An 18,852-nucleotide genomic window follows, 5' to 3' on the forward strand; every position below is an offset into this window, starting at 1 on the left:
AGACAGGGATTTACAATCCCTGACTATTGTGCAAAATCACCTATCGAATCGGGATTGTAATTACAAACTCTGCACCCTGTCCCGGTAATGAAATGCACTGTAACGAGCCGCCATGTTTTTCAGTAATAATTTGGTAGCTAATAGATAATCCCATACCAGTACCTTTACCAACTGGTTTTGTAGTGAAAAAGGGGTCAAATAGATGTGATTGGATTGCTTCTGGAATCCCTGTGCCATTATCAGCAATCTGAATAACGACATTTTGATTCACCTGCGCTGAAGAAATACGAATTATTGGTTCTGGACAAAGCCCATTTTGAAAAGCCTCTTCTAAAGCATCAATAGCATTTGCCAAAATATTCATAAATACTTGATTCAATTGTCCTGCAAAGCACTGAATTTTAGGAATTTCAGCGTACTCTTTAATCACTGTGATTTGAGGGCGATGACTTTGGGATTTGATCCGGTGTTGTAAAATTAATAGAGTACTGTCAATCCCTTCATGGATATCAGCAGTTTTAAACTCGGCTTCATCCAAACGAGAAAATATTCGTAAACTGAGGACAATTTCCCGGATGCGACTGGCTCCAATCTTCATGGAAGTCAACATTTTAGGCAAATCTTCTGTTAAATATTCAATATCAGCTTCTTCTTTAGCTTTTTGAATTTCTGTTTCTGGGTAGGGATAATGTTTTTGATAAAGTTGAAGTAACCACAACAACTGTTGTGTGTAATCGTCGGTATGCTTAAGATTACCGTAGATAAAATTAACTGGATTGTTGATTTCATGAGCAATACCAGCAACTAATTGCCCCAAAGAAGACATTTTTTCATTCTGGATTAATTGAGACTGGGTATGCCTGAGTTCTTGTAAAGTATCCTTGAGAGCAATATTTTTTTGTCGTAGTGCTTGGGTTCGTTCTTCTATTTTTTCTTCTAGTGTTTGGCTGTAAAACTCTAATTTTTGTTTCGCCTCATATTGTTCTACTAATAGTCGCTTTACTTGTTGAATTAACTGGTTAAAAGCAATAGCTAAGATTCCCACCTCGTCTTGAGTCGTTACAGGAGCTTGCAGATCAAAATTAGATTCTTGGGTGACTCGTTGTGCTACTTGTGTAACAGCTTGCAGATGGCGAGTAATAGTCTGTGCAATTAAAAATCCAATAACTGCCACAATACTGCTTCCTGACAAAAACAACAATCCTAAATGCGTCCATAACTTCCATTGAGCAACTTCTAGAAGCGAGGTAGGATACAATACTGTGGTTGTTAAAGATTGACTTACTCCTCTAAATATGATGCTTTTAGCTAAATAGTTTTTGTGATCAATAGTGATTTGTCTAGGAGGTAAATTAGGATGAGGAAATTCCCAAGTTCCATCTTTGGCTATCAACAAGGTTGTTGCAACTACACGATTTTGTCTGTGGACAATCAGTTGTTTTGAGGAACCCTCAGCAATTTTTTGTATTAGGGTATCGTCTACTAAGTTACCAATGATGATTCCTCCCAAAAGTCCTGCTGATGATTTGATTCCATTTGTTACCACTTCGAGAACTTGTTGCTTGCTTTCTACATTTACCAAATCGACTAAATGCGCTCCTCTACTGGCAGTGCTGGTAACTACTTCGTCTAAAAGATTGGCTTGACTTAAGGAATTATTTCGTAAATCTACGAGGACATTACCCTGAGTATCAATTACCTTAATCCAATCCAATTTCAATATAGATTTGAGTGGTAGCAATACTTGCAAAAGCAAACTTTGATCTCGCTGTTCCACAGCCTGATTTAGCATATCTCGATTAGCAATCAGTTCGATTTGAGTTTCTAGGGTTTGCTGTTCATACTGAAAATCCTGATAAACTCGTTCAGCAAAACTTTCTATTTCTTGGTGAAAATTCTGCTGTAAACTATCGGTAAACCAATTTCCTAGCACTACTAAGCCCAGCATAAATACGCTCAGGCAAACTGCAAGCATCGGTAGAACAATTTTTTGGCTGAGTTTCAGCCCCCTGAAAAATCTCTGCATGGCACATTCAACAATAATTACTAATTCGTAATTCGTAATGGTCTGCGCCCCGCTGCGCTAACGTAATTCGTAATTACGAATTACGAATTACGAATTGTTCATTTATTTAGCCGGAACAAAGCCATTATTTTGTAGTACTTTTTCACCTTCTTTGCTCAATATAAAATCAATAAAACCCTGAGTAGGTGCGGAAGGTACTTTGTCAGAGAGGATACCTATATGACGCACCATTTGATATTTACCATTGGCGAAGTTTTGCGATTTGGGAGCAACACCATTGAGACTGAGATGATTGACAGGTGATTTATTGATGAGAGAATAAGCCAAAGAAAAAGCGCCGATAGAATTAGGAGTACTTTGTAAGGTTTCGATTAATTCTCCCTCTTTGTTCAAAATCACGGCTTTAGTTGTGGTTTTCTCTGTTCCCAAATAATATTTCCGTAATAATTTTTTCGCTGATTCATCTTCAGGTCTATCCAATACTACAATATTTGCGTCAGCACCGCCTAACTCTCGCCAATTTGTGATTTCACCTTTGTAAATTGCTTTTAATTGCTTGGTTGAGAGGTTATTAACACCTTTAACACTATTATTAGTGGCAACAAGTAACAAATCTTGTGCAATTTCACGATATTGAATTTTTCCGTTATCTTCTTCTGGTTTGAGTTTGTGACTGCTACCAGCGATATCAATAATATCGTTTTTTAAGGCTGCGATCGCACCTTCGGATTGGCTATTGGAGATAAACTCAATTTTGACAGTTTTGTTTTGAGATTGATAAGCTTGCGCTAAAAGTTTTAAAACTGTGATTGTTGAACTAGAACCACCAATTTTGATAATTTTTTGGGATTGAGAATCAGTTTGGTTAGTAACTTGATTAGAAGTTGTTAAATCAGTCGGTTTGAATGAGTTACAACCGCACATACCAAAGAAGATAATGCTGATGATCGTTGACTGAACAATCTTTTTCATAAGTGAGTCTTTAAGTATCTAAAACACTATATATAGTGCAAGCTTTCATAACTTAATATTCCCAGATTTTTATAAAATGTAACGGTAAAATTAAATCCTTCATGATAAGCAAGAAAAAGATACCCGACTTCTTTAAGAAGTCGGGAATATGTGGCTTTAATTTGAAAATATATTTTTAGCTCACAAATTATTTTCCCAAATAAGCTTCACTAAATTTGTGTTTCTTCCTCGGTAAAGATAGGAGGCCACAATTCAGTAACGGGCAATTCCCAACCGGGAAAAAGTTCTGGTATAGTTAAAGTCTCGCCATTTTCTAAAACTGTCGGTTCGCCTGTAGAGCGATAAATTGTAACTGTCTCTTCATCAGGGTCAATCAGAATACCGACGATCGCTCCTAATTCTATAAATTTCAGAATTTTGGCTGCTATAAGTTTAATTTTATCGCTCTGAGATTTAATTTCTACCACCAAGTCAGGGACAAGTTCTCCAAAGTAACGAGGACTTTGGAGAAGTCGGGAAGCACGAACAAAGGAAACATCGGGTGCTTTGAGGTTTGTATCTGGCATGATGAAACCGCCAGCGGAATCAAATACTCTTCCCCAGCGACGAGGATTTATCCAAGCAAAGAGAAAGGCGATGAGACGACTGCTGATTTCGCTGGATACAATATCTGACGGGCTTATGACTGAAATTTTCCCATTTTCGAGTTCCAGCTGGTAATCTAAACCTGCTTCGGTAAAAGCGGTTTGAACTTGCTCTAAATCTCTGACTGTCATCATTGACATAAAAAGCTCCCTATCCCTTTATGGATCAATACGGTTCAGTTAAGGGCTATTGGCAAAAATTTTGGGTTTTCGAGACGCGATAAATCGCCGTCTCTACAAGTGTTTTGGTCTTATCTGAACTGTATTGCTTTATGGGTAGAATATTCTGAATTCTGACTCCTGTTTTATTTGCCCAAATAAGCTTCTAAAACTTTGGGATTACTCTGAATCTCTGCTGGTGTCCCATCAGCTAAATTCTGTCCTTCGGCAAGTACCCAAACGCGATCGCACAAGGACATAACAACATCCATATTGTGTTCGATAATCAAAAAGGTCATCCCATCTTGGCGGTTCCAAGTGATAATGCGATCGCAAATATCATCAATCAGTTTCGGATTCACGCCAGCAGCCGGTTCATCCAACAAAATTAACTTGGGATTAGTCATCAGCGCCCGTCCCATTTCCAGCAGCTTACGTTGTCCACCAGACAAGCAACCAGCATAATCGTGTGCTTTTTTTGCCAAGCCCACTGATTCTAATAAAAACATTGCTCGCTCTTGCAGTTGCTTTTCTTCCTTAGCAACAATGTGCGGTTGCAATTGTACTTGCCAAAAATTTTCACCAGTTTGTTTTTGCGCCGCCAGCAGCATATTTTCTAACACCGACAACCGCGAGAGAGTGCGTGCAACCTGAAAAGTACGGATTACTCCCTGCTGGGCGATTTGGTATGGTTGCAAGTTTTGAATCGGTTCACCATCAAAAATTACTCGTCCCTTATCTGGGCGAATGAAGTTTGAGAGTAAGTTAAACAAAGTGGTTTTACCAGCACCATTGGGGCCAATCAAGCCCGTAATACTGCCTTTAGCAACTTCGATTCTCGCCTCATTAACTGCTTTGACACCACCAAAGCTTTTAGAAAGTCCAGTGGCTACCAAAAGGGGAAGTGGCGATGACTGGTTATTTACCAAGGGTAAGTTCCTCCTTTTTCCCTAAGATACCTTGAGGACGCCAAATCATCAGTACCATCAAAATTAGTCCGATTACCATGATCCGAAATGCGCCCAAACGTGCTTCATCAAGGGTAACGATTCTGGGTAAGACTTCCCGCGTCAGCGCATCGTAAGCAAAGAAAATTACCGCCCCTAAGATTGTGCCAACGTTATTGCCAGAACCGCCTAAAATCACCATGATCCAAGTGTCAAAGGTGATCTGTGGTTGAAAATTATCAGGGTAAATGGCGGACAGTTGCCAAGCAAAGAAAGCACCAGCGATACCTGCGATCGCACCCCCTAACATTAATGATTGTAATTTATACCAAAAGACATTTTTTCCCAGTGCTTTGGGAATTTCTTCATCTTCGCGGATAGCTTTGAGAATTCTACCCCAAGGCGATCGCACCAAAATTTCTAAGCGCCAGTATACAAATGCTAAAACCAACAGCAACACCAGCATTAAACCCGCTTTTGGGTTGTAATTATACAGTCCGATTACCCCAGAAACATAAATCGCTGCTGCCAAAGCTGCTAACACAATTCCCACAACCAAGCGGGATATAAATTCTTGTTTACTAGTTGTCCTTTTGCCTAAATCAGTAGTCCGAGATATTTGAGTAATACGAATCCATCGCCATAACGAAAAAAAAGTTACAGCAGCTAGCAGCGTTAACAACCCAATCATCACGAATCTGACAAACAAACTCGGCTCTGTAGATAAGGGTATGGGATAACTTTGCACACCAAACGCCCCAGAAATCCAGGTGTCACCCACAGGTAATTCCTGGTTATTGACCACCAAACGAATTAATTCGCCTGTACCAATGGTGACAATTCCTAGATAATCTTCCCGTAAGCGGAGAGTTGCAAAACCAATTATCAAACCCAACAAGGCAGCGACAATTGCCCCAGCCAGTGCCGATATTAGTAGGGGTACGCCCTTTAAGCTTAATAATACCGTTGTATATGCTCCCAGGGTCATGAAAGCAATATGACCAAAGTTAATTAGCCCTGTAAAACCCCACTGTAAATTGAGTCCCAGACCGAATAGAGCAAAAAGTGCTGTAGAAATTGCTAAGAAAATGAGATAGTCAACCATATTGAAGGAATGGGGAATGGGGAATGGGGAAGGGGGAATGGGGAATGGGGAATGGGGAATGGGGAATGGGGAATGGTTATTTTCGCTTGTCCCCCTACTCCCTACTCCCCACTCCCTACTCCCTACTCCCCACTCCCACTCACTAAGCGAATAAATTTTAGCGTAGCTTGAGCGTAGCTAATTTTGTGGGAATACTATTTATTGTTGGTGTTTGCTGGTAGGGAATAGTTGACGTATGAATTTGCTGCGACTGAGAATGCATCACTTAATCGAGCAGTTAGCCGATGACGATTTGCAAGACATTTGGGATGTTCTCGAAGCTTTACATTGTGACTTTTATATGCTTAAAGCGATACAACAAGTTAAGCGATCGCAGCAACCGTGGGATATCTTAACCCATGAAGAAGCAGTAAGACTGTTGATGTTTTTCTGATTCAGCAGCACTCTTTTGGTGTCCCTCAAGTTTTGGTTAAGGTAACGCCTAGTGAGTCTGGAAATGCGCTATGCAAGGTCTTTTTTACTAGACCTGAAAAATTTAGAACCTGCCGCCTACGAGCGGGTGCATGATTTTGTATTTATTGAGTTAGCCCAAAAGTGGCAACTGACTGATTTAAAAGAACTGCGACAGCTTGATGGTGAAGGCATTTTTCACCGTTTCACCCTAGACAATTACCTGATTGGTATAGAAATCAGGGGTGAAATTGTGAAATTTCTGCGTGTCATCCCTATGCCAGATGTTTAAAGTAAAGAGTCAATCAATTTTGGATTTTGGAATTGCGGATTTTGGATTTGTTCCACCCACGTTCGCTTTCTTGGCACGTTCGCGGTAGCGTCTGGTAAAGAAGTGCGGGGCATCAACCGAAATAATTTTTAATCTAAAATCTAAAATTTAAAATCTAAAATTGGCACGGTCAAAGGAACACTGAAAACTGTAAACTGTATAAGGCTAGGCAGGGATCGCTATAACCTTACATTAAACTGGTTTTTGAGAAAACACTTTATTTGAGATTTCCCTATGGATGCTAGGGCACTTTGGCAACGATACCAAAACTGGTTATATTTCCACGAGGGATTGGGACTGTACTTAGACATCAGTCGAATGCGGTTTGATGATGCCTTTGTGGATTCGTTGCGGCCGAAGTTTGACAAGGCGTTTGCGGATATGGCTCAACTGGAGAAGGGTGCGATCGCAAATCCCGATGAGAACCGCATGGTTGGACATTACTGGCTGCGAAATCCTGATTTAGCGCCAGCTCCAGAACTTACACAAGAAATAGTCCAAACCCTAGAACTAATCGAAGCCTTTGCGGAAAAAGTCCAAACAGGTGCTATTCATCCTCCCAGAGCAAGCCGCTTCACGGATATTATCTCCATCGGCATTGGTGGTTCCGCTCTCGGCCCCCAATTCGTCGCGGAAGCTCTCGCTCCTGATTTCCCGCCCCTGAAACTTCACTTTATCGATAACAACGATCCAGCAGGTATCGATCGCGTTATCAATCATCTGCGAAATACCCTCGCCAGCACTTTGGTATTGGTGATCTCCAAATCTGGGGGAACACCGGAACCTCGCAACGGCATGATTGAAGTTAAAAAAGCTTATGCCGGACACAATTTGGATTTTGCTCAATATGCGGTAGCAATTACCAGCGTTGATAGCAACCTCGATAAATTGGCTAAAGACGAAGGTTGGCTGGCCAGATTTCCCATGTATGACTGGGTAGGAGGACGCACCTCAGAAATGTCTGCTGTGGGGCTAGTACCAGCCGCATTACAGGGCATTGATGTTCGCGCCATGCTAGATGGTGCAAAAGAAATGGATGACGCTACCCGCGTCCCAGATGTGAAAAATAACCCAGCAGCCTTGCTTGCTTTGTCTTGGTACTTTGCAGGTAATGGAAAGGGCGAAAAAGATATGGTTGTCCTACCTTACAAGGACAGCTTATTTTTATTCAGTCGCTATTTGCAACAGCTAGTGATGGAATCCTTGGGCAAGGAAAAAGACTTAGACGGCAAAGTTGTCCATCAAGGCATCGCCGTTTATGGCAACAAAGGCTCAACAGATCAACACGCTTACGTCCAGCAGTTGCGTGAGGGTGTAGCGAATTTCTTTGCTACCTTCATCGAAGTGTTGGAAGATCGTCAGGGCCCATCCACTGAAATAGATCCGGGAGTTACATCAGGCGATTATCTTTCCGGTTTTCTCCAAGGAACCCGACAAGCGCTTTATGAAAATCACCGCGATTCCATTACAGTCACCATTCCCCAAGTTAACCCCCGAACTGTAGGGGCATTAATTGCTTTGTATGAACGCGCTGTTGGTTTATACGCTAGCTTAGTTAACGTCAACGCCTACCATCAGCCAGGGGTAGAAGCTGGCAAAAAAGCAGCCGCTTCCATTCTCGATTTGCAAACACGAGTGGTAGCAGTCTTACAAAAAGAAAAAAATCCCATTTCTCTTGAGGAACTTGCCGAAAAGGCAGGCGCATCAGAGCAAGTTGAGGAAATTTACAAAATTTTGCGTCATATCCATGCCAATCAGCGAGGTGTGGTTTTGCAAGGTGATCTTCAGAAACCTGGCACTTTAACCGTTTCTGCTAGCTGATAGCTCTAGTCTAAATATCACATTTTGTCCATAATTGTTGTATCAGCAACAATTTTTTATTGTGAAGCATCCTAGATAGAAGTTTTCTCTTCCGTCTAGGATGCTTCACTGTATAATTCGTAATTCGTAATTCGTAATTCGTAATTCGTAATTAATACCAATTCAATTAATGATTGCAACACATCCTTGGGTAAAGACGCGATTCATCGCGTCTCGAAAACCCACGATTTTGCACTATTAGCCCTTAACCTAAGCATATTGTTTTATAGCTGGAATTTAGACGCAGGCACGCCTAGAGGCTTAGATCCCCGACTTCTTAAAGGAAGTCGGGGATCTTTTTACTCCTGACTCCTGAATTCTGACTCCTGAATTCTGAATTCTGCTGTAATTACATTAGCGATTGTGCGTACCATGATTACGAATTACTACTTACCAAGATGCGTTGATTAAAATAGCTCTTGGGTAGGAAACACCGATCGAGTAAAAAAGGATTGTTGGTATCTCCAGATAATAAATTATCTGGTTTCTCTCGATGACAGAATGGTGGCACAATTCCCCAGTCTTCTGCCAGCCAAATCCAGTATCCTATTTCAATTCTGCCGTAGCTTGATACTGTGAGAATTTCTCCAACACTATTGTTGATGGATACTAATTCTGGCGATGATTTGATTTCAATTAACAACCAAGCTAACTCTTCTACAGAAAAGTAATAGCCATTTTCAGCAGCTATTTTGACGAACTGCTGCGGATCTTTCGCTGTGAGCAATTCTTCTTTTAGAGATGGCGTTTTTTGTGCAAAATCAAAAAGATCCCAAATCTGTCTTCTCGTAACTAGAAACCAAGCAAGTTCTTCCGCTGTCAAATTGTAACCATTTTCTGTTGCTAACTTGAGAAACGGCTCAATACTATCGGTTTCTGCTAGTTGACTTTTTAATTGGAAAGTTTGCTCTACTAACGACAAAAAATCAATAATCTTTTGCCATGTAGCTTTGTCAAAAGTTTTGTTAACTTTTATTTTTTCTTTCCAATAAATGTATTTATCTTCTTTAAGAAAGAAATTCCAAATTTGATAATACATGGGTCATTTAACCTAAGTTTTGAACTTGGTACAGGTTGGTTATTAATGAACACCAGTGTAGTAAGTATAATGTGTTTCTTCGACAGTACAAAAACTACTAGCTTATGTAAATGAAGTTACACAGTGACTAAGTATGAATTTTCTGTAAAGTTTATCACTATAAATAAAATATACTGAGGGAAATAGTGATACCTGCGGTGGGTTGTGCGATCGCTCCTTATTGCTTCCTATAAAATAAAGTTAAGGCAGCATCAATAAGTAGAATTAATACTATGACTGAATCAACTGCAAAACAACCTGCACGTCGGGGTAGAATTTTTCCAGAACGGACTTTATCACCAGAAGAACTTGCTAGACGCAAAGCTGAAGATGAAGTATTTTATCGGCGTTGTCGGGTAATTTTTGAGCGTGTGCGTCCAGATTTGATTCAGGAACACTATGGCTGGTATATTGCAGTAGAGCCAGATAGTGGTGATTACTTAATTGATGTGGATAAAATGCAAGCTCATAAAAAATCCCTTGAAAAATACTCAAATAGTAGACATTGTGTATTCTGTTTAAATGAAACAGGCACAACTGGCACAATATGATTCAAGGGGACTTTGGAGATAATGGGCAACTATTTTTTGAAATTGAGTTAATTACATCTGATGGATTAGATTTGCCTGTAGATGCTATGTTGGATACTGGTTTTACAGGCTTTCTTGCTATTAACAAACAAGATTTAGAGGGTCTAGACTGGTTTTATATCGGTGAGGAATCTCTACGAACTGCTAAAGGAGAATCAAGATTTGATATTTATCTAGGCAAGGTGATATTAAACGAACAAGAGTATGAAATTAATGTTTATGTGGGCAATGAAATTACGGAAGTATTGTTAGGTTCAGAGTGGCTAAAAATTCTGCCGTTTGTGGTGAATTATCAAGCTGGTATATTAACTTTAGGATAACTGCGATCGCTCTTAAAATTAACTTACTTTAATTTTTGTTATAACAAGGTTAAAGCTCTCAACAAACTGAAGATATAAATTATGAATATCCAAATTAAACCTGAACTAGAGCAAATTATCCAAGCCCAAATTGCTACAGGTAGATACTCAAATCCTGAAGAAGTTATTAGTAAAGCGTTGAAGTTGCTATTAGAGTGGGAAAAAGGTTATCAGCAGTGGGTTCAAGAAACACGGGAAAAAGTTGATGTTGCTATTGATCAGCTGGATAGAGGGGAAGGTATTGATGGGGAAGTTGTAGTTGAACAATTGCGAGATAAATTGCGTAAGGCGAGAGAATTATAAGGATGACGCAACATATTATCTCTCCAGAAGCTAGTCAAGATTTATCAACAATTATTGATTATTTTGTCAGAATGAATATTGATGCTGGGGAGCATTTTATTGAAAAGTTTGATAAAAAGTGTAAATATTTAGCTAATTTCCCTAATATGGGACGCAGCTACGGAAATATTAAACCTGATTTACGTGGTGTTCCTTTGGATCATTACATTATTCTTTATCGAGTTATAAATACTGGAATTGAAATTGTCCGTGTAGTTAATGGTTATCAAAATTTGGAATCTTTATTTGCAGAATCAGATGAGTAAGTTGGTGTTTGAGTTTGCTTCCAATTATCTTTTAGCAGCTAATAAGTAAATCGCGGAGAAAGTAAAAGCGATCGCTCTTGCAATCACTGCTTTTTATTCGTCCTAAATAGCCTGTTAACGGTGAGGAAAGTTCTATCAGAATTTCGTGCATTTCTGGTGTTTTTATTGGCTGTGGCGGATGTGAGCCAAAATACGCACCATGTAGAGCTTCAACACCAGCAGATTCTATACCTGAGTTTTCTAGATAATTTTTGACAAGTTGGATAATGTGCGATCGCAATCTTATAGATTGTTCAACTTTATCAATATAAGTATTAATTTTATCTTCAGCTAAACCAAAGGGAGCTTGTTGCAAACACTCTTTTAGTTCTAACAAATTGATAGAATTTTTGTAGTGTGCTTGCAGTTCAACTAGTTTTTGTAGAGTTTCTGGGCTAATAACATTCATTTGATTTTCGGTAGCTGTTCTTGATGCGAAAAAATTTAGTTCTCCGGCGGCTACAATTAATTTAATAGAAGTGTCATACTGAAATTTACCAAGATGGTTCATACCTATTTTTAATAACTGTGTAGGTGTACCATCAGTAACTTTTTCAGTTTTAGTTGCTTTGCACTCTCCTACTATTGGATAAGGTTGTTCAGTGTAAAAATCCATCCCTCCTGCGCCACCCGTTGCATCTGGATTCAAACCTGAACCTGTAAAGCCTAATTTTAGTAATCCTTTACGAACTAATTTTTCAAATGTATGTCCGTCGCTAGAGTTCCCAACTTTAGCAATTTTCTGAATCCAAGATAAGTCTAAATCTAATGGATTTGTTGGTTTATCACTACTCCAACCCAAAAATGCTTTGATATCCTCGTCTAATTGTTTCGCTGCTGGTTGGCTAATGGTTAGGGATGCGATCGCACTCTGCAATTCTTCCAATTCAGGATGCAGCGGGGGTTCTAGCTTTTCTAATTGGCGTTTGCGTTGGGTGAAGGTGCGATCGTTTATTACTGGCTTTTCTTCAGAAACGATCAGCGAAGAGTTTAAAGGCCGAAACTGAGGATTTTGGGATTGCAAAAGAATCTCAAGCGATTGAGGTAGGAGATAAACACGTAGGTAAGCCAGAACAAGATGAGGTCGTTGCCCAAGAGTTTGCTGTAATGCTTCTTTTGTCCAGACTGTTAATAGTGACAAACTATCCAAGGATTCAGGAGGATGCAAAATGCACCCTTCACACCTAGCCCAAGCTTTAACCACAACCTTTTCACAAGCTTGCTGGGCTAAAACTGTTTGAGCAATAGACAAAAAACTTGGGCGATAGTACTCCTCATAGGATTGTAAGTTAATTGATATATCGATTGGATAAAGGGCAAATTGCCGCCCCGAATTAATGAATGTTCGAGGCATTATTGCAATCATTCGCCCTTGTATTAACGCTTCAATCTCAGAAGCTGGTAAACATAACGCTGTGTCAAGGACAACTGATTCACTCATGTTTAATTTAACAACTCACTCAGATCCTCTAAGTCGTCTGTATTTTCCATAATAGATGGGTTAAGGAAGTCGTTTAATAATTCTTCTCCCTCAATAGTATCGTCATCGATATGACCAGAAGGATCACTTAAAATTTCTAGAATTAGAGAATTTTGACGAGTAAACATCCGGGAAAATTCTATAACTTGTTCTTCGGTTAGCTCATAACTTTCACGTTTCTGATAAACAGCATCAAAGTAAATTAACGGTCGGATTTCCTCAGTTTTTAGATCCACATGTTCTCCACCAAGTTCTTCTACAAGTTTTTTGAGATGACTATAAGAATCCCAATTTTTGGGAATTTTATTTGCTTTAGAACGAACTAAACAACCTCGCGTTAGGTCGAATGTTTCATATTCAATTAAACGCCACATTCCTGCTCCTACTGCTCTCCCATGTAAGAATTGCAGAACAGAAACACCAATTTTGAAACCTTTGTTTTTTTCTTTGCCAATTACTTTAAAGTTTATCCAACCCTGATTTTTTGACTTTGGCTCAACATCAGTAATATCTTCGATTGTTAATTCCTCTAGCTTTTCACCTGTGGAAGTTTCACATTCTAATGTCTGACCTTTCAAACTCTGAAAGCCAAAACGTAAAGCATTGATAATTAAAGAATTATTTTTCTCATCTAGATAATCTCCATTATCTACCTTACTTTCTCTTTCTAAAGCCAAGTAAAATCTTTGCAATGGGTCTTGTGGTAATATTTCTTCCTCAACCTTAAAGTTTTCAGCACACCATTTCAAAGCTTCCCTTACGGTTAGTCCGTTCTTGCCATATTTTCTTAGTTCACTTTCTTCAAATGGATAAAGTGGATGATGAGGTTTTAAGTGTTTTACTTCATAAAAGTCTTTTAACCAAAGTGTGACTAAATCAACCATAGAATCGCTACCAAGAGTTTTTAAATCTATTGGTTTTCTTTGCGTATATTTTGAAACTCGATCAGGTGTACCACCAGGCATCAAATCCACCTTATTTGTCCACGTATCAGGCAACATAACTGTGAGAATAACAAGACCTCTACCAAGTGCAGATGGTTCGAGAGTATCATGTAGACGCTTCACTAAATCAGCAATTACCTGTGGAGTTGTTAAGCCATCATCACTGCAATTGTTTTCTACATCTATTTCATCAAAACAGATAACAACTGGGTTATAGTAATTCACCAAATTCAGGATTTGTTGAATATTTTTGAGTGCTTCAGATTCCTTATTCTGACTAGCTTTGCTGGGATTGGGTAATCCTAATTCCTCAGCATTCAAGGTTGCTAATTCATCACCAGATAACCATTTAATTGCAAAAGATGCTTGAGTTTCTGAAAGCGTCCACAAAATAGCCCTGACAATATAGGGATCTGCATTTGGTTTTGTTTTGAGAACTTCTTTGGTCAGCCTATCCATCAAATTTTTGTTTTTAGCTGACCAGCTTGAACATACTTTATCAAATCTTTCAACAAGTACCTGGGGAAAAAGACTTGGAAAATTAGAATCGATAGCTTTAAATCCTTCATTTGCCATCGCCGCCGCCACTTCTTGCCACTGCATCACGCCTTGACTACCAGTGTTACTGAGACTATCTGCCAAAGTTTGCCGGAACTGGTATTTAACTAGGTTTAAATCTGTATAGTTGTTAACACCTGCATAAATGAACAGAGCAGTTCCATCGCTTTTCAATCGATGGCGAATGCGACTAAGGATGTGAGTTTTACCCACACCCTGTTGAGCTGTTATGGCAATTGATGTCACTTTCTCTTGAGTAGATTGGCTAGTACGCACCAGATCAATTGCCTGAAAAACTGCATTAGAAGCGTGAGCATTTAAAGTTGGTACATCGGGGAATCCCTTCCCCCATACATCTTGTTCTTTGACTATGCCAGCGTTGATAAATGGATTATGACTTCTGATCGCGGCGTTAAGGGCTTCTGTTGGAGAGACGGGTGAACTGTCCATAGTAATTTTGTTTGAGTAAAAAGCTATACAAGAATTCGGAGAAATTTAGGTATTTAAGAGCTTGGTGTAGTAACGCAACCCACCACCAGGAATTGTTATTGAATCATCACGCTTGTCTGGGGTGATATCTCGCATTTCTCCTGCCATCAGCTGCAAAACATCTTTTTCTTGCATTTCTAGCAACCACTCACTGAACTTTGTACGACTCACGCGATCGCCAATTCCTCTTCTAATCTGATAAATTGGCACTAGATTATTAAAGTTGTACTCATAGTTCAACTTGTCGTAGACTTCCAACGCCACTGACTTAAACTCGTCGTAAGATGCGATTCCTTTGGAAAACTCCGCTAACGCACCCTTTCCATTAACTGGTACATCTGCACCAGCTACTGCAACATCAATCTGACTAATCCACTTCACCAACGCATTCGCCGCCCAAGTACCGACAATCGTCCCTTCAAACTTAAACTCGCCACTCCTCAAACCCTCACCCAACACCTCTAAACCCTTGGGAGATGTCAGAGAATATCCCTTTTTGGAGATTGCGATCGCACCCTGATTCTGTAAGTCTTCAAATAAACCCTGATAATCTGCGACCTTCTGACTTTTAGATACAATTCGCTTAGTGAGTTGACCCTTCTTAACTTCCTGCTGCGTTCCTCCCAAATCCCACAGAGCCAAAAGGAGACGAGTGCTAGTTTGGGCTGTATTTTTTGATGTCATATTGAGTGTATTGTTTGACAAAGATCATCATAGTAGCTGTATCTTTGTAAATTATTTATTCAGAAAAAATAACCGAGAAATTGCTGAATATTTCAGCGTTTCAGCCAAATAGATTCAGAAAAAATCAATAAGATATTTCCTTGGGATGAATGCTGTTTCTCTCAAAGGCGGGATGGAATACTTGAGAAAATCGATCATCATTACAAATGAAACGCTTTAGCTGTGCAGTTGTAAATTAAGTGGTATATGTTTTTTCTCTAGACGAAATAACAGGAATTCCAACTTTGTTTTTGCAGCAGCAAAGCTTTTAGAAAATACAGGTGATGACAAAATCCGATGAACACAATATTTAAAGAACGTAAAATAGTTTCGCGTCTATTTGCAGTGCTGCTTTCAGCATTACTAATGGTACCCTTGCTTAGTAGCTGCGGAGGCGGTTCACAAAAGGCTTCAGTTCCACCACCTGTTGATGACACCATTGGTAGAACAGTGAGCGATCGCACCACAAACCAACCCGAAGTTAAAAAGGGAATGGGTACAGGACAAAAAGTGGCAATATTGGCTGGAGCAGCCGCACTTTACTACATGTACAACCAACATAAAAATGCTCCCCAAGAAGGAGCAGAGGGTAAGTACTATCTTTCCAAGAACGGGCGTGTATACTACCGCGATGCTGAACATCGCGCTCACTGGGTAACTCCACCAGCAGAAGGAATTCGAGTACCCGAATCTGAGGCACAAAAGTATCAGCAATTCCAAGGCTATAACCGGAGTTCTACAGGTCGTGATCTCACTGGCATAACTGCATCCGCAGCACCAGCACTCTAGATAGCGAAGCGTGTGTAAATCTAAAGCGGGTTTCCCGGAGGATAACGCCGATCGCGCACGTGGGAGACACGAAACTAAATCAGGAGAAGGATTATGGTAAATTACTTTTTGCGAAAGGCGAAAGATTTCCTCTTGGGATCGAACAGCGATCAAGCTGAAAATACAGAATTCCGCGATCGCAATGTTCGTCCAGCCAGCGAAGACCCTTATGGTGATCCCGCAGATCCGGCATCTTACGGCAAAGTTCGCCCAGCGAGTGAAGACCCTTATGGCGACCCCGCAGATCCAGCATCTTACGGCAAAGTTCGCCCAGCTAGTGAAGACCCTTACGGCGATCCCGCAGACAAAGGCGAGTTTGGTAACGTCCGTCCAGCCAGCGAAGACCCCTATGGCGACCCCGCAGATCAGGATTCCCGCCGTTAACTTAACGCCAAACCTAACCCCCCAAACCCTTCCCTACTAGGAAATGGGGACAATTCCAAGCCTCTCACCTATAAAAAGAGAGGTTTTCCCAATTTGATTTGTAATACCAATTTGAAAAAAGAATGCGACAAATAGACCATTTGTAGAGACGCAATTCATCGCGTCTTTACCCAAAGGTGTGTTGCAATAATTAATTGAATTGGCATAAGGCAGCAGGATGTTAACCTACTGCCTTTTGTTTGTGCAGTTATTTCGACAAATTACGAATTACTGAAGAAGAATTCAGAATTCAGGAGCCAGAATCCAGAATGGATTCTGTGCGACTGGATGGAGAATAGAGGTTTAAAGCAAGCGATTTTAAGACGCTCAAGAATTCGCTACCGCTACGCTATCGTGGAGAAGAAAAAATTCTTTCCGTGACTGTTACCCCTGACTTGACTGCTGGGGTATTCAGAATTCTGAATTCAGAATTCTGACTCCTGACTCCTTCTCATGAATTAATTATTTATTTCCTGCGATCGCTGAATATTTTGACGCACAGATTCAGCCGAAGTATACAAAGCCTCTCTTTCTTCATCACTGAGTGTCAATTCTAAAACACTCTCAATTCCACCACATCCCAATCGACAGGGAACACCAATCACAACATCTTCTAAACCGTATTCACCTTGCAGATATGTTGCCACAGGTAACAACCGCGACTGATTTAGCAAAATCGATTCTACCATCACACTAGTAGCCGATGCCGGAGCAAAAAAAGCGCCTCCCGTCTGCATCAATTCCACAATTTCTGCGCCACCGTTGCGAGTTCTTTCTACCAAGCGTTCAATTGTGGCTGCATCCAGCAATTCAGTGATGGGAATGCCATTAACGGTAGCGTAACGAGACAAGGGAACCATTAAATCGCCGTGGCTACCCAATACCATCGCTTTGACATCGGCGGGTAAAACGCCCAATTCTAGGGCAATGAAAGTTTCAAAACGGGCGGAATCTAATACACCAGCCATACCCATAATGCGATCGCGTGGTAAACCTGTTGCTTGCCAAGCTAAATAAGTCATCACATCCAACGGATTGGTGACGACAATAAAAATAGCATTGGGAGAATGAGCGATCGCATTTTTTGCCGCTTCCACCACAATCTTGGCATTGGTTTTCAGCAAATCATCCCGACTCATCCCCGGTTTGCGGGGAAGTCCAGCGGTAATTACCACAATTTGAGAACCAGCTGTATCAGCATAATTATTTGTGCCGATAATCTGGCGATTATGTATTTCAATTCCCCTGGCTTCCATCAAATCCAGCGCCAAACCTTGGGGCATTCCCGCAATAATATCTAGTAAAACTACATCTGCCAGGTTTTTCTCTGCAACCCGTTGGGCTAAAGTACTGCCAACCCTACCCGCACCCACGATGGTGACACGGGGTAAATTACAGACAATTGGGGAGTTAGGAGAAGAAGACATAAATTTTAAAATGCGATTTTTTAAAGAAGAATTCAGAAGTCAGAATTCAGGAGTCAGAATAAATGCTGAATTCTGAATTCTGATTCCTGAATTCTTTTTTATTATTTAAACTCTTCCAGTTGATCCACACGTAACCAAACGTTTGGTGTTGGCACTTTCCCGAACTTAATCAGGGCGTAATCACCTTTGACATCTACAATTTCGCCCTTGGTTTCAAACAAATAAGAAGGAAAGCGACTATCACTGGCTTTTGCTTCCAGACTGTTTTCCAGTTTTTCGCGGATAGCGCGAACCATATCTCCCTTTTTGACTGCCATGAGTTCCTCTCTCAAATTTGTAACTAGTTTTCTCTATCTGCATTTTAAGAGAGTTCCAAGTTAGAAGTAAAAACTCCTAACTTACGTCTAATGCACTATTTTAAGCTTGCCTCTTGTGGGATGGGCGTCTCGCCATTGGTGTCAACTTAACGCAAAAACTATGTCCCGCAAGGAACTGAAGTTCCAAGAATCATAGCGAAAGTCATCTGAAGATGACTAGATATCCCCAAAAATATTCAGTCTACTTCAGTAGACTTTAGCTATGAGCCAGAGAATTCATTCTCTGGCGGGTTATGAAGCCCGCAGCGAAGCTATTTCTAGCTTAAGTTGACACCAATGAGCAATGTAATGTGCTTTACCCCTACCCACGTATTTGTATCATTATTAAAGTGAAATGGTTTACAGCTTGTATTAAACTCAACTGAGAAGCGCTATAATCCAATACGGTTCAGTTAAGGTTACTGGTGTAGATAATTTGTATTTGAAGACGCGATG

The 18,852-nt window shown here is 40.3% G+C and carries 20 protein-coding genes; 9 read left to right on the forward strand and 11 right to left on the reverse strand.

Translation table 11 applies throughout. The features are described 5' to 3' along the window. Positions 1–40: 40 nt before the first annotated feature. The 5 genes from A4S05_RS28495 to A4S05_RS28515 form a co-directional block, all read right to left on the reverse strand. Entirely contained in the window at positions 41–2,026 is a 1,986-nt protein-coding gene (locus A4S05_RS28495; RefSeq protein ID WP_069073148.1) for a HAMP domain-containing sensor histidine kinase, read from the reverse strand. 102 nt (positions 2,027–2,128) lie between these two features. Then, positions 2,129–2,998 carry a substrate-binding domain-containing protein gene (locus tag A4S05_RS28500; RefSeq protein ID WP_069073149.1) on the reverse strand — a complete coding sequence of 290 codons (870 nt, stop codon included), beginning with the start codon at positions 2,996–2,998 and terminating at the stop codon, positions 2,129–2,131. A gap of 209 nt (positions 2,999–3,207) precedes the next feature. Beyond that, positions 3,208–3,783: a Uma2 family endonuclease gene (locus tag A4S05_RS28505; protein WP_069073150.1), complete on the reverse strand. Its 576-nt coding sequence runs from the start codon at positions 3,781–3,783 to the stop codon at positions 3,208–3,210. 164 nt (positions 3,784–3,947) lie between these two features. Next, positions 3,948–4,730, reverse strand: a complete 783-nt coding sequence (locus A4S05_RS28510) for an ABC transporter ATP-binding protein (RefSeq protein WP_069073151.1) — start codon at positions 4,728–4,730, stop codon at positions 3,948–3,950. Then, on the reverse strand, positions 4,720–5,853 hold the full coding sequence (locus tag A4S05_RS28515; protein ID WP_069073152.1) for a branched-chain amino acid ABC transporter permease: 1,134 nt from the start codon (positions 5,851–5,853) through the stop codon (positions 4,720–4,722). The genes A4S05_RS28510 and A4S05_RS28515 overlap by 11 nt, the downstream gene beginning before the upstream one ends. A gap of 235 nt (positions 5,854–6,088) precedes the next feature. Here A4S05_RS28515 and A4S05_RS28520 point away from each other — a divergent pair, with 235 nt between their 5' ends. From A4S05_RS28520 to A4S05_RS28530, 3 genes are all read left to right on the forward strand, one after another. Beyond that, complete coding sequence (locus A4S05_RS28520) at positions 6,089–6,286, forward strand: hypothetical protein (protein WP_069073153.1); 198 nt, start codon at positions 6,089–6,091, stop codon at positions 6,284–6,286. Between the two features lie 51 nt (positions 6,287–6,337). Further along, positions 6,338–6,595 carry a cytotoxic translational repressor of toxin-antitoxin stability system gene (locus tag A4S05_RS28525; RefSeq protein ID WP_069073154.1) on the forward strand — a complete coding sequence of 86 codons (258 nt, stop codon included), beginning with the start codon at positions 6,338–6,340 and terminating at the stop codon, positions 6,593–6,595. Between the two features lie 273 nt (positions 6,596–6,868). Next, a complete protein-coding gene (locus A4S05_RS28530) occupies positions 6,869–8,455 on the forward strand; it encodes a glucose-6-phosphate isomerase (protein WP_069073155.1) in 1,587 nt (528 codons plus the stop codon). Between the two features lie 415 nt (positions 8,456–8,870). On the opposite strand, the gene A4S05_RS28535 is transcribed toward A4S05_RS28530, so the two are convergent. Next, complete coding sequence (locus A4S05_RS28535) at positions 8,871–9,533, reverse strand: Nif11-like leader peptide family natural product precursor (RefSeq protein WP_069073156.1); 663 nt, start codon at positions 9,531–9,533, stop codon at positions 8,871–8,873. Between the two features lie 272 nt (positions 9,534–9,805). Here A4S05_RS28535 and A4S05_RS28540 point away from each other — a divergent pair, with 272 nt between their 5' ends. The 4 genes from A4S05_RS28540 to A4S05_RS28555 all read left to right on the forward strand — a co-directional run bounded on the left by A4S05_RS28540 (position 9,806) and on the right by A4S05_RS28555 (position 11,129). After that, positions 9,806–10,123 (forward strand): hypothetical protein, encoded by a 318-nt coding sequence (locus A4S05_RS28540; RefSeq protein ID WP_069073157.1) that lies wholly within the window; start codon positions 9,806–9,808, stop codon positions 10,121–10,123. Next, positions 10,120–10,482, forward strand: a complete 363-nt coding sequence (locus tag A4S05_RS28545; RefSeq protein ID WP_069073158.1) for an aspartyl protease — start codon at positions 10,120–10,122, stop codon at positions 10,480–10,482. The genes A4S05_RS28540 and A4S05_RS28545 overlap by 4 nt, the downstream gene beginning before the upstream one ends. An 81-nt stretch (positions 10,483–10,563) precedes the next feature. Next, positions 10,564–10,824, forward strand: a complete 261-nt coding sequence (locus tag A4S05_RS28550; protein WP_069073159.1) for a ribbon-helix-helix domain-containing protein — start codon at positions 10,564–10,566, stop codon at positions 10,822–10,824. A 2-nt stretch (positions 10,825–10,826) separates the two neighbouring features. Further along, on the forward strand, positions 10,827–11,129 hold the full coding sequence (locus tag A4S05_RS28555; protein ID WP_069073160.1) for a type II toxin-antitoxin system RelE/ParE family toxin: 303 nt from the start codon (positions 10,827–10,829) through the stop codon (positions 11,127–11,129). Between the two features lie 31 nt (positions 11,130–11,160). On the opposite strand, the gene A4S05_RS28560 is transcribed toward A4S05_RS28555, so the two are convergent. The 3 genes from A4S05_RS28560 to A4S05_RS28570 are packed head-to-tail and all read right to left on the reverse strand — an operon-like array spanning position 11,161 to position 15,323. Further along, positions 11,161–12,609: a DUF1802 family protein gene (locus tag A4S05_RS28560; protein ID WP_069073161.1), complete on the reverse strand. Its 1,449-nt coding sequence runs from the start codon at positions 12,607–12,609 to the stop codon at positions 11,161–11,163. A gap of 2 nt (positions 12,610–12,611) precedes the next feature. Continuing rightward, a complete protein-coding gene (locus A4S05_RS28565) occupies positions 12,612–14,600 on the reverse strand; it encodes a P-loop NTPase fold protein (RefSeq protein WP_069073162.1) in 1,989 nt (662 codons plus the stop codon). 45 nt (positions 14,601–14,645) lie between these two features. Continuing rightward, positions 14,646–15,323: a hypothetical protein gene (locus tag A4S05_RS28570; RefSeq protein WP_069073163.1), complete on the reverse strand. Its 678-nt coding sequence runs from the start codon at positions 15,321–15,323 to the stop codon at positions 14,646–14,648. Between the two features lie 336 nt (positions 15,324–15,659). Between A4S05_RS28570 and A4S05_RS28575 the strand changes: the two genes are divergently transcribed. Further along, positions 15,660–16,151 carry a hypothetical protein gene (locus A4S05_RS28575; RefSeq protein WP_069073164.1) on the forward strand — a complete coding sequence of 164 codons (492 nt, stop codon included), beginning with the start codon at positions 15,660–15,662 and terminating at the stop codon, positions 16,149–16,151. A 93-nt stretch (positions 16,152–16,244) separates the two neighbouring features. After that, positions 16,245–16,574, forward strand: coding sequence for a translation initiation factor (locus A4S05_RS28580; RefSeq protein WP_069073165.1), 330 nt, complete (start codon positions 16,245–16,247; stop codon positions 16,572–16,574). A gap of 497 nt (positions 16,575–17,071) precedes the next feature. On the opposite strand, the gene mdh is transcribed toward A4S05_RS28580, so the two are convergent. Then, positions 17,072–18,040, reverse strand: a complete 969-nt coding sequence (mdh, locus tag A4S05_RS28585; RefSeq protein ID WP_069073166.1) for a malate dehydrogenase — start codon at positions 18,038–18,040, stop codon at positions 17,072–17,074. A 101-nt stretch (positions 18,041–18,141) separates the two neighbouring features. After that, positions 18,142–18,357, reverse strand: a complete 216-nt coding sequence (locus A4S05_RS28590; RefSeq protein ID WP_069073167.1) for an NAD(P)H-quinone oxidoreductase subunit O — start codon at positions 18,355–18,357, stop codon at positions 18,142–18,144. Between the last annotated feature and the right edge of the window lie 495 nt (positions 18,358–18,852).

Source organism: Nostoc sp. KVJ20 (assembly GCF_001712795.1).
In the GTDB taxonomy this organism is placed as follows: domain Bacteria; phylum Cyanobacteriota; class Cyanobacteriia; order Cyanobacteriales; family Nostocaceae; genus Nostoc.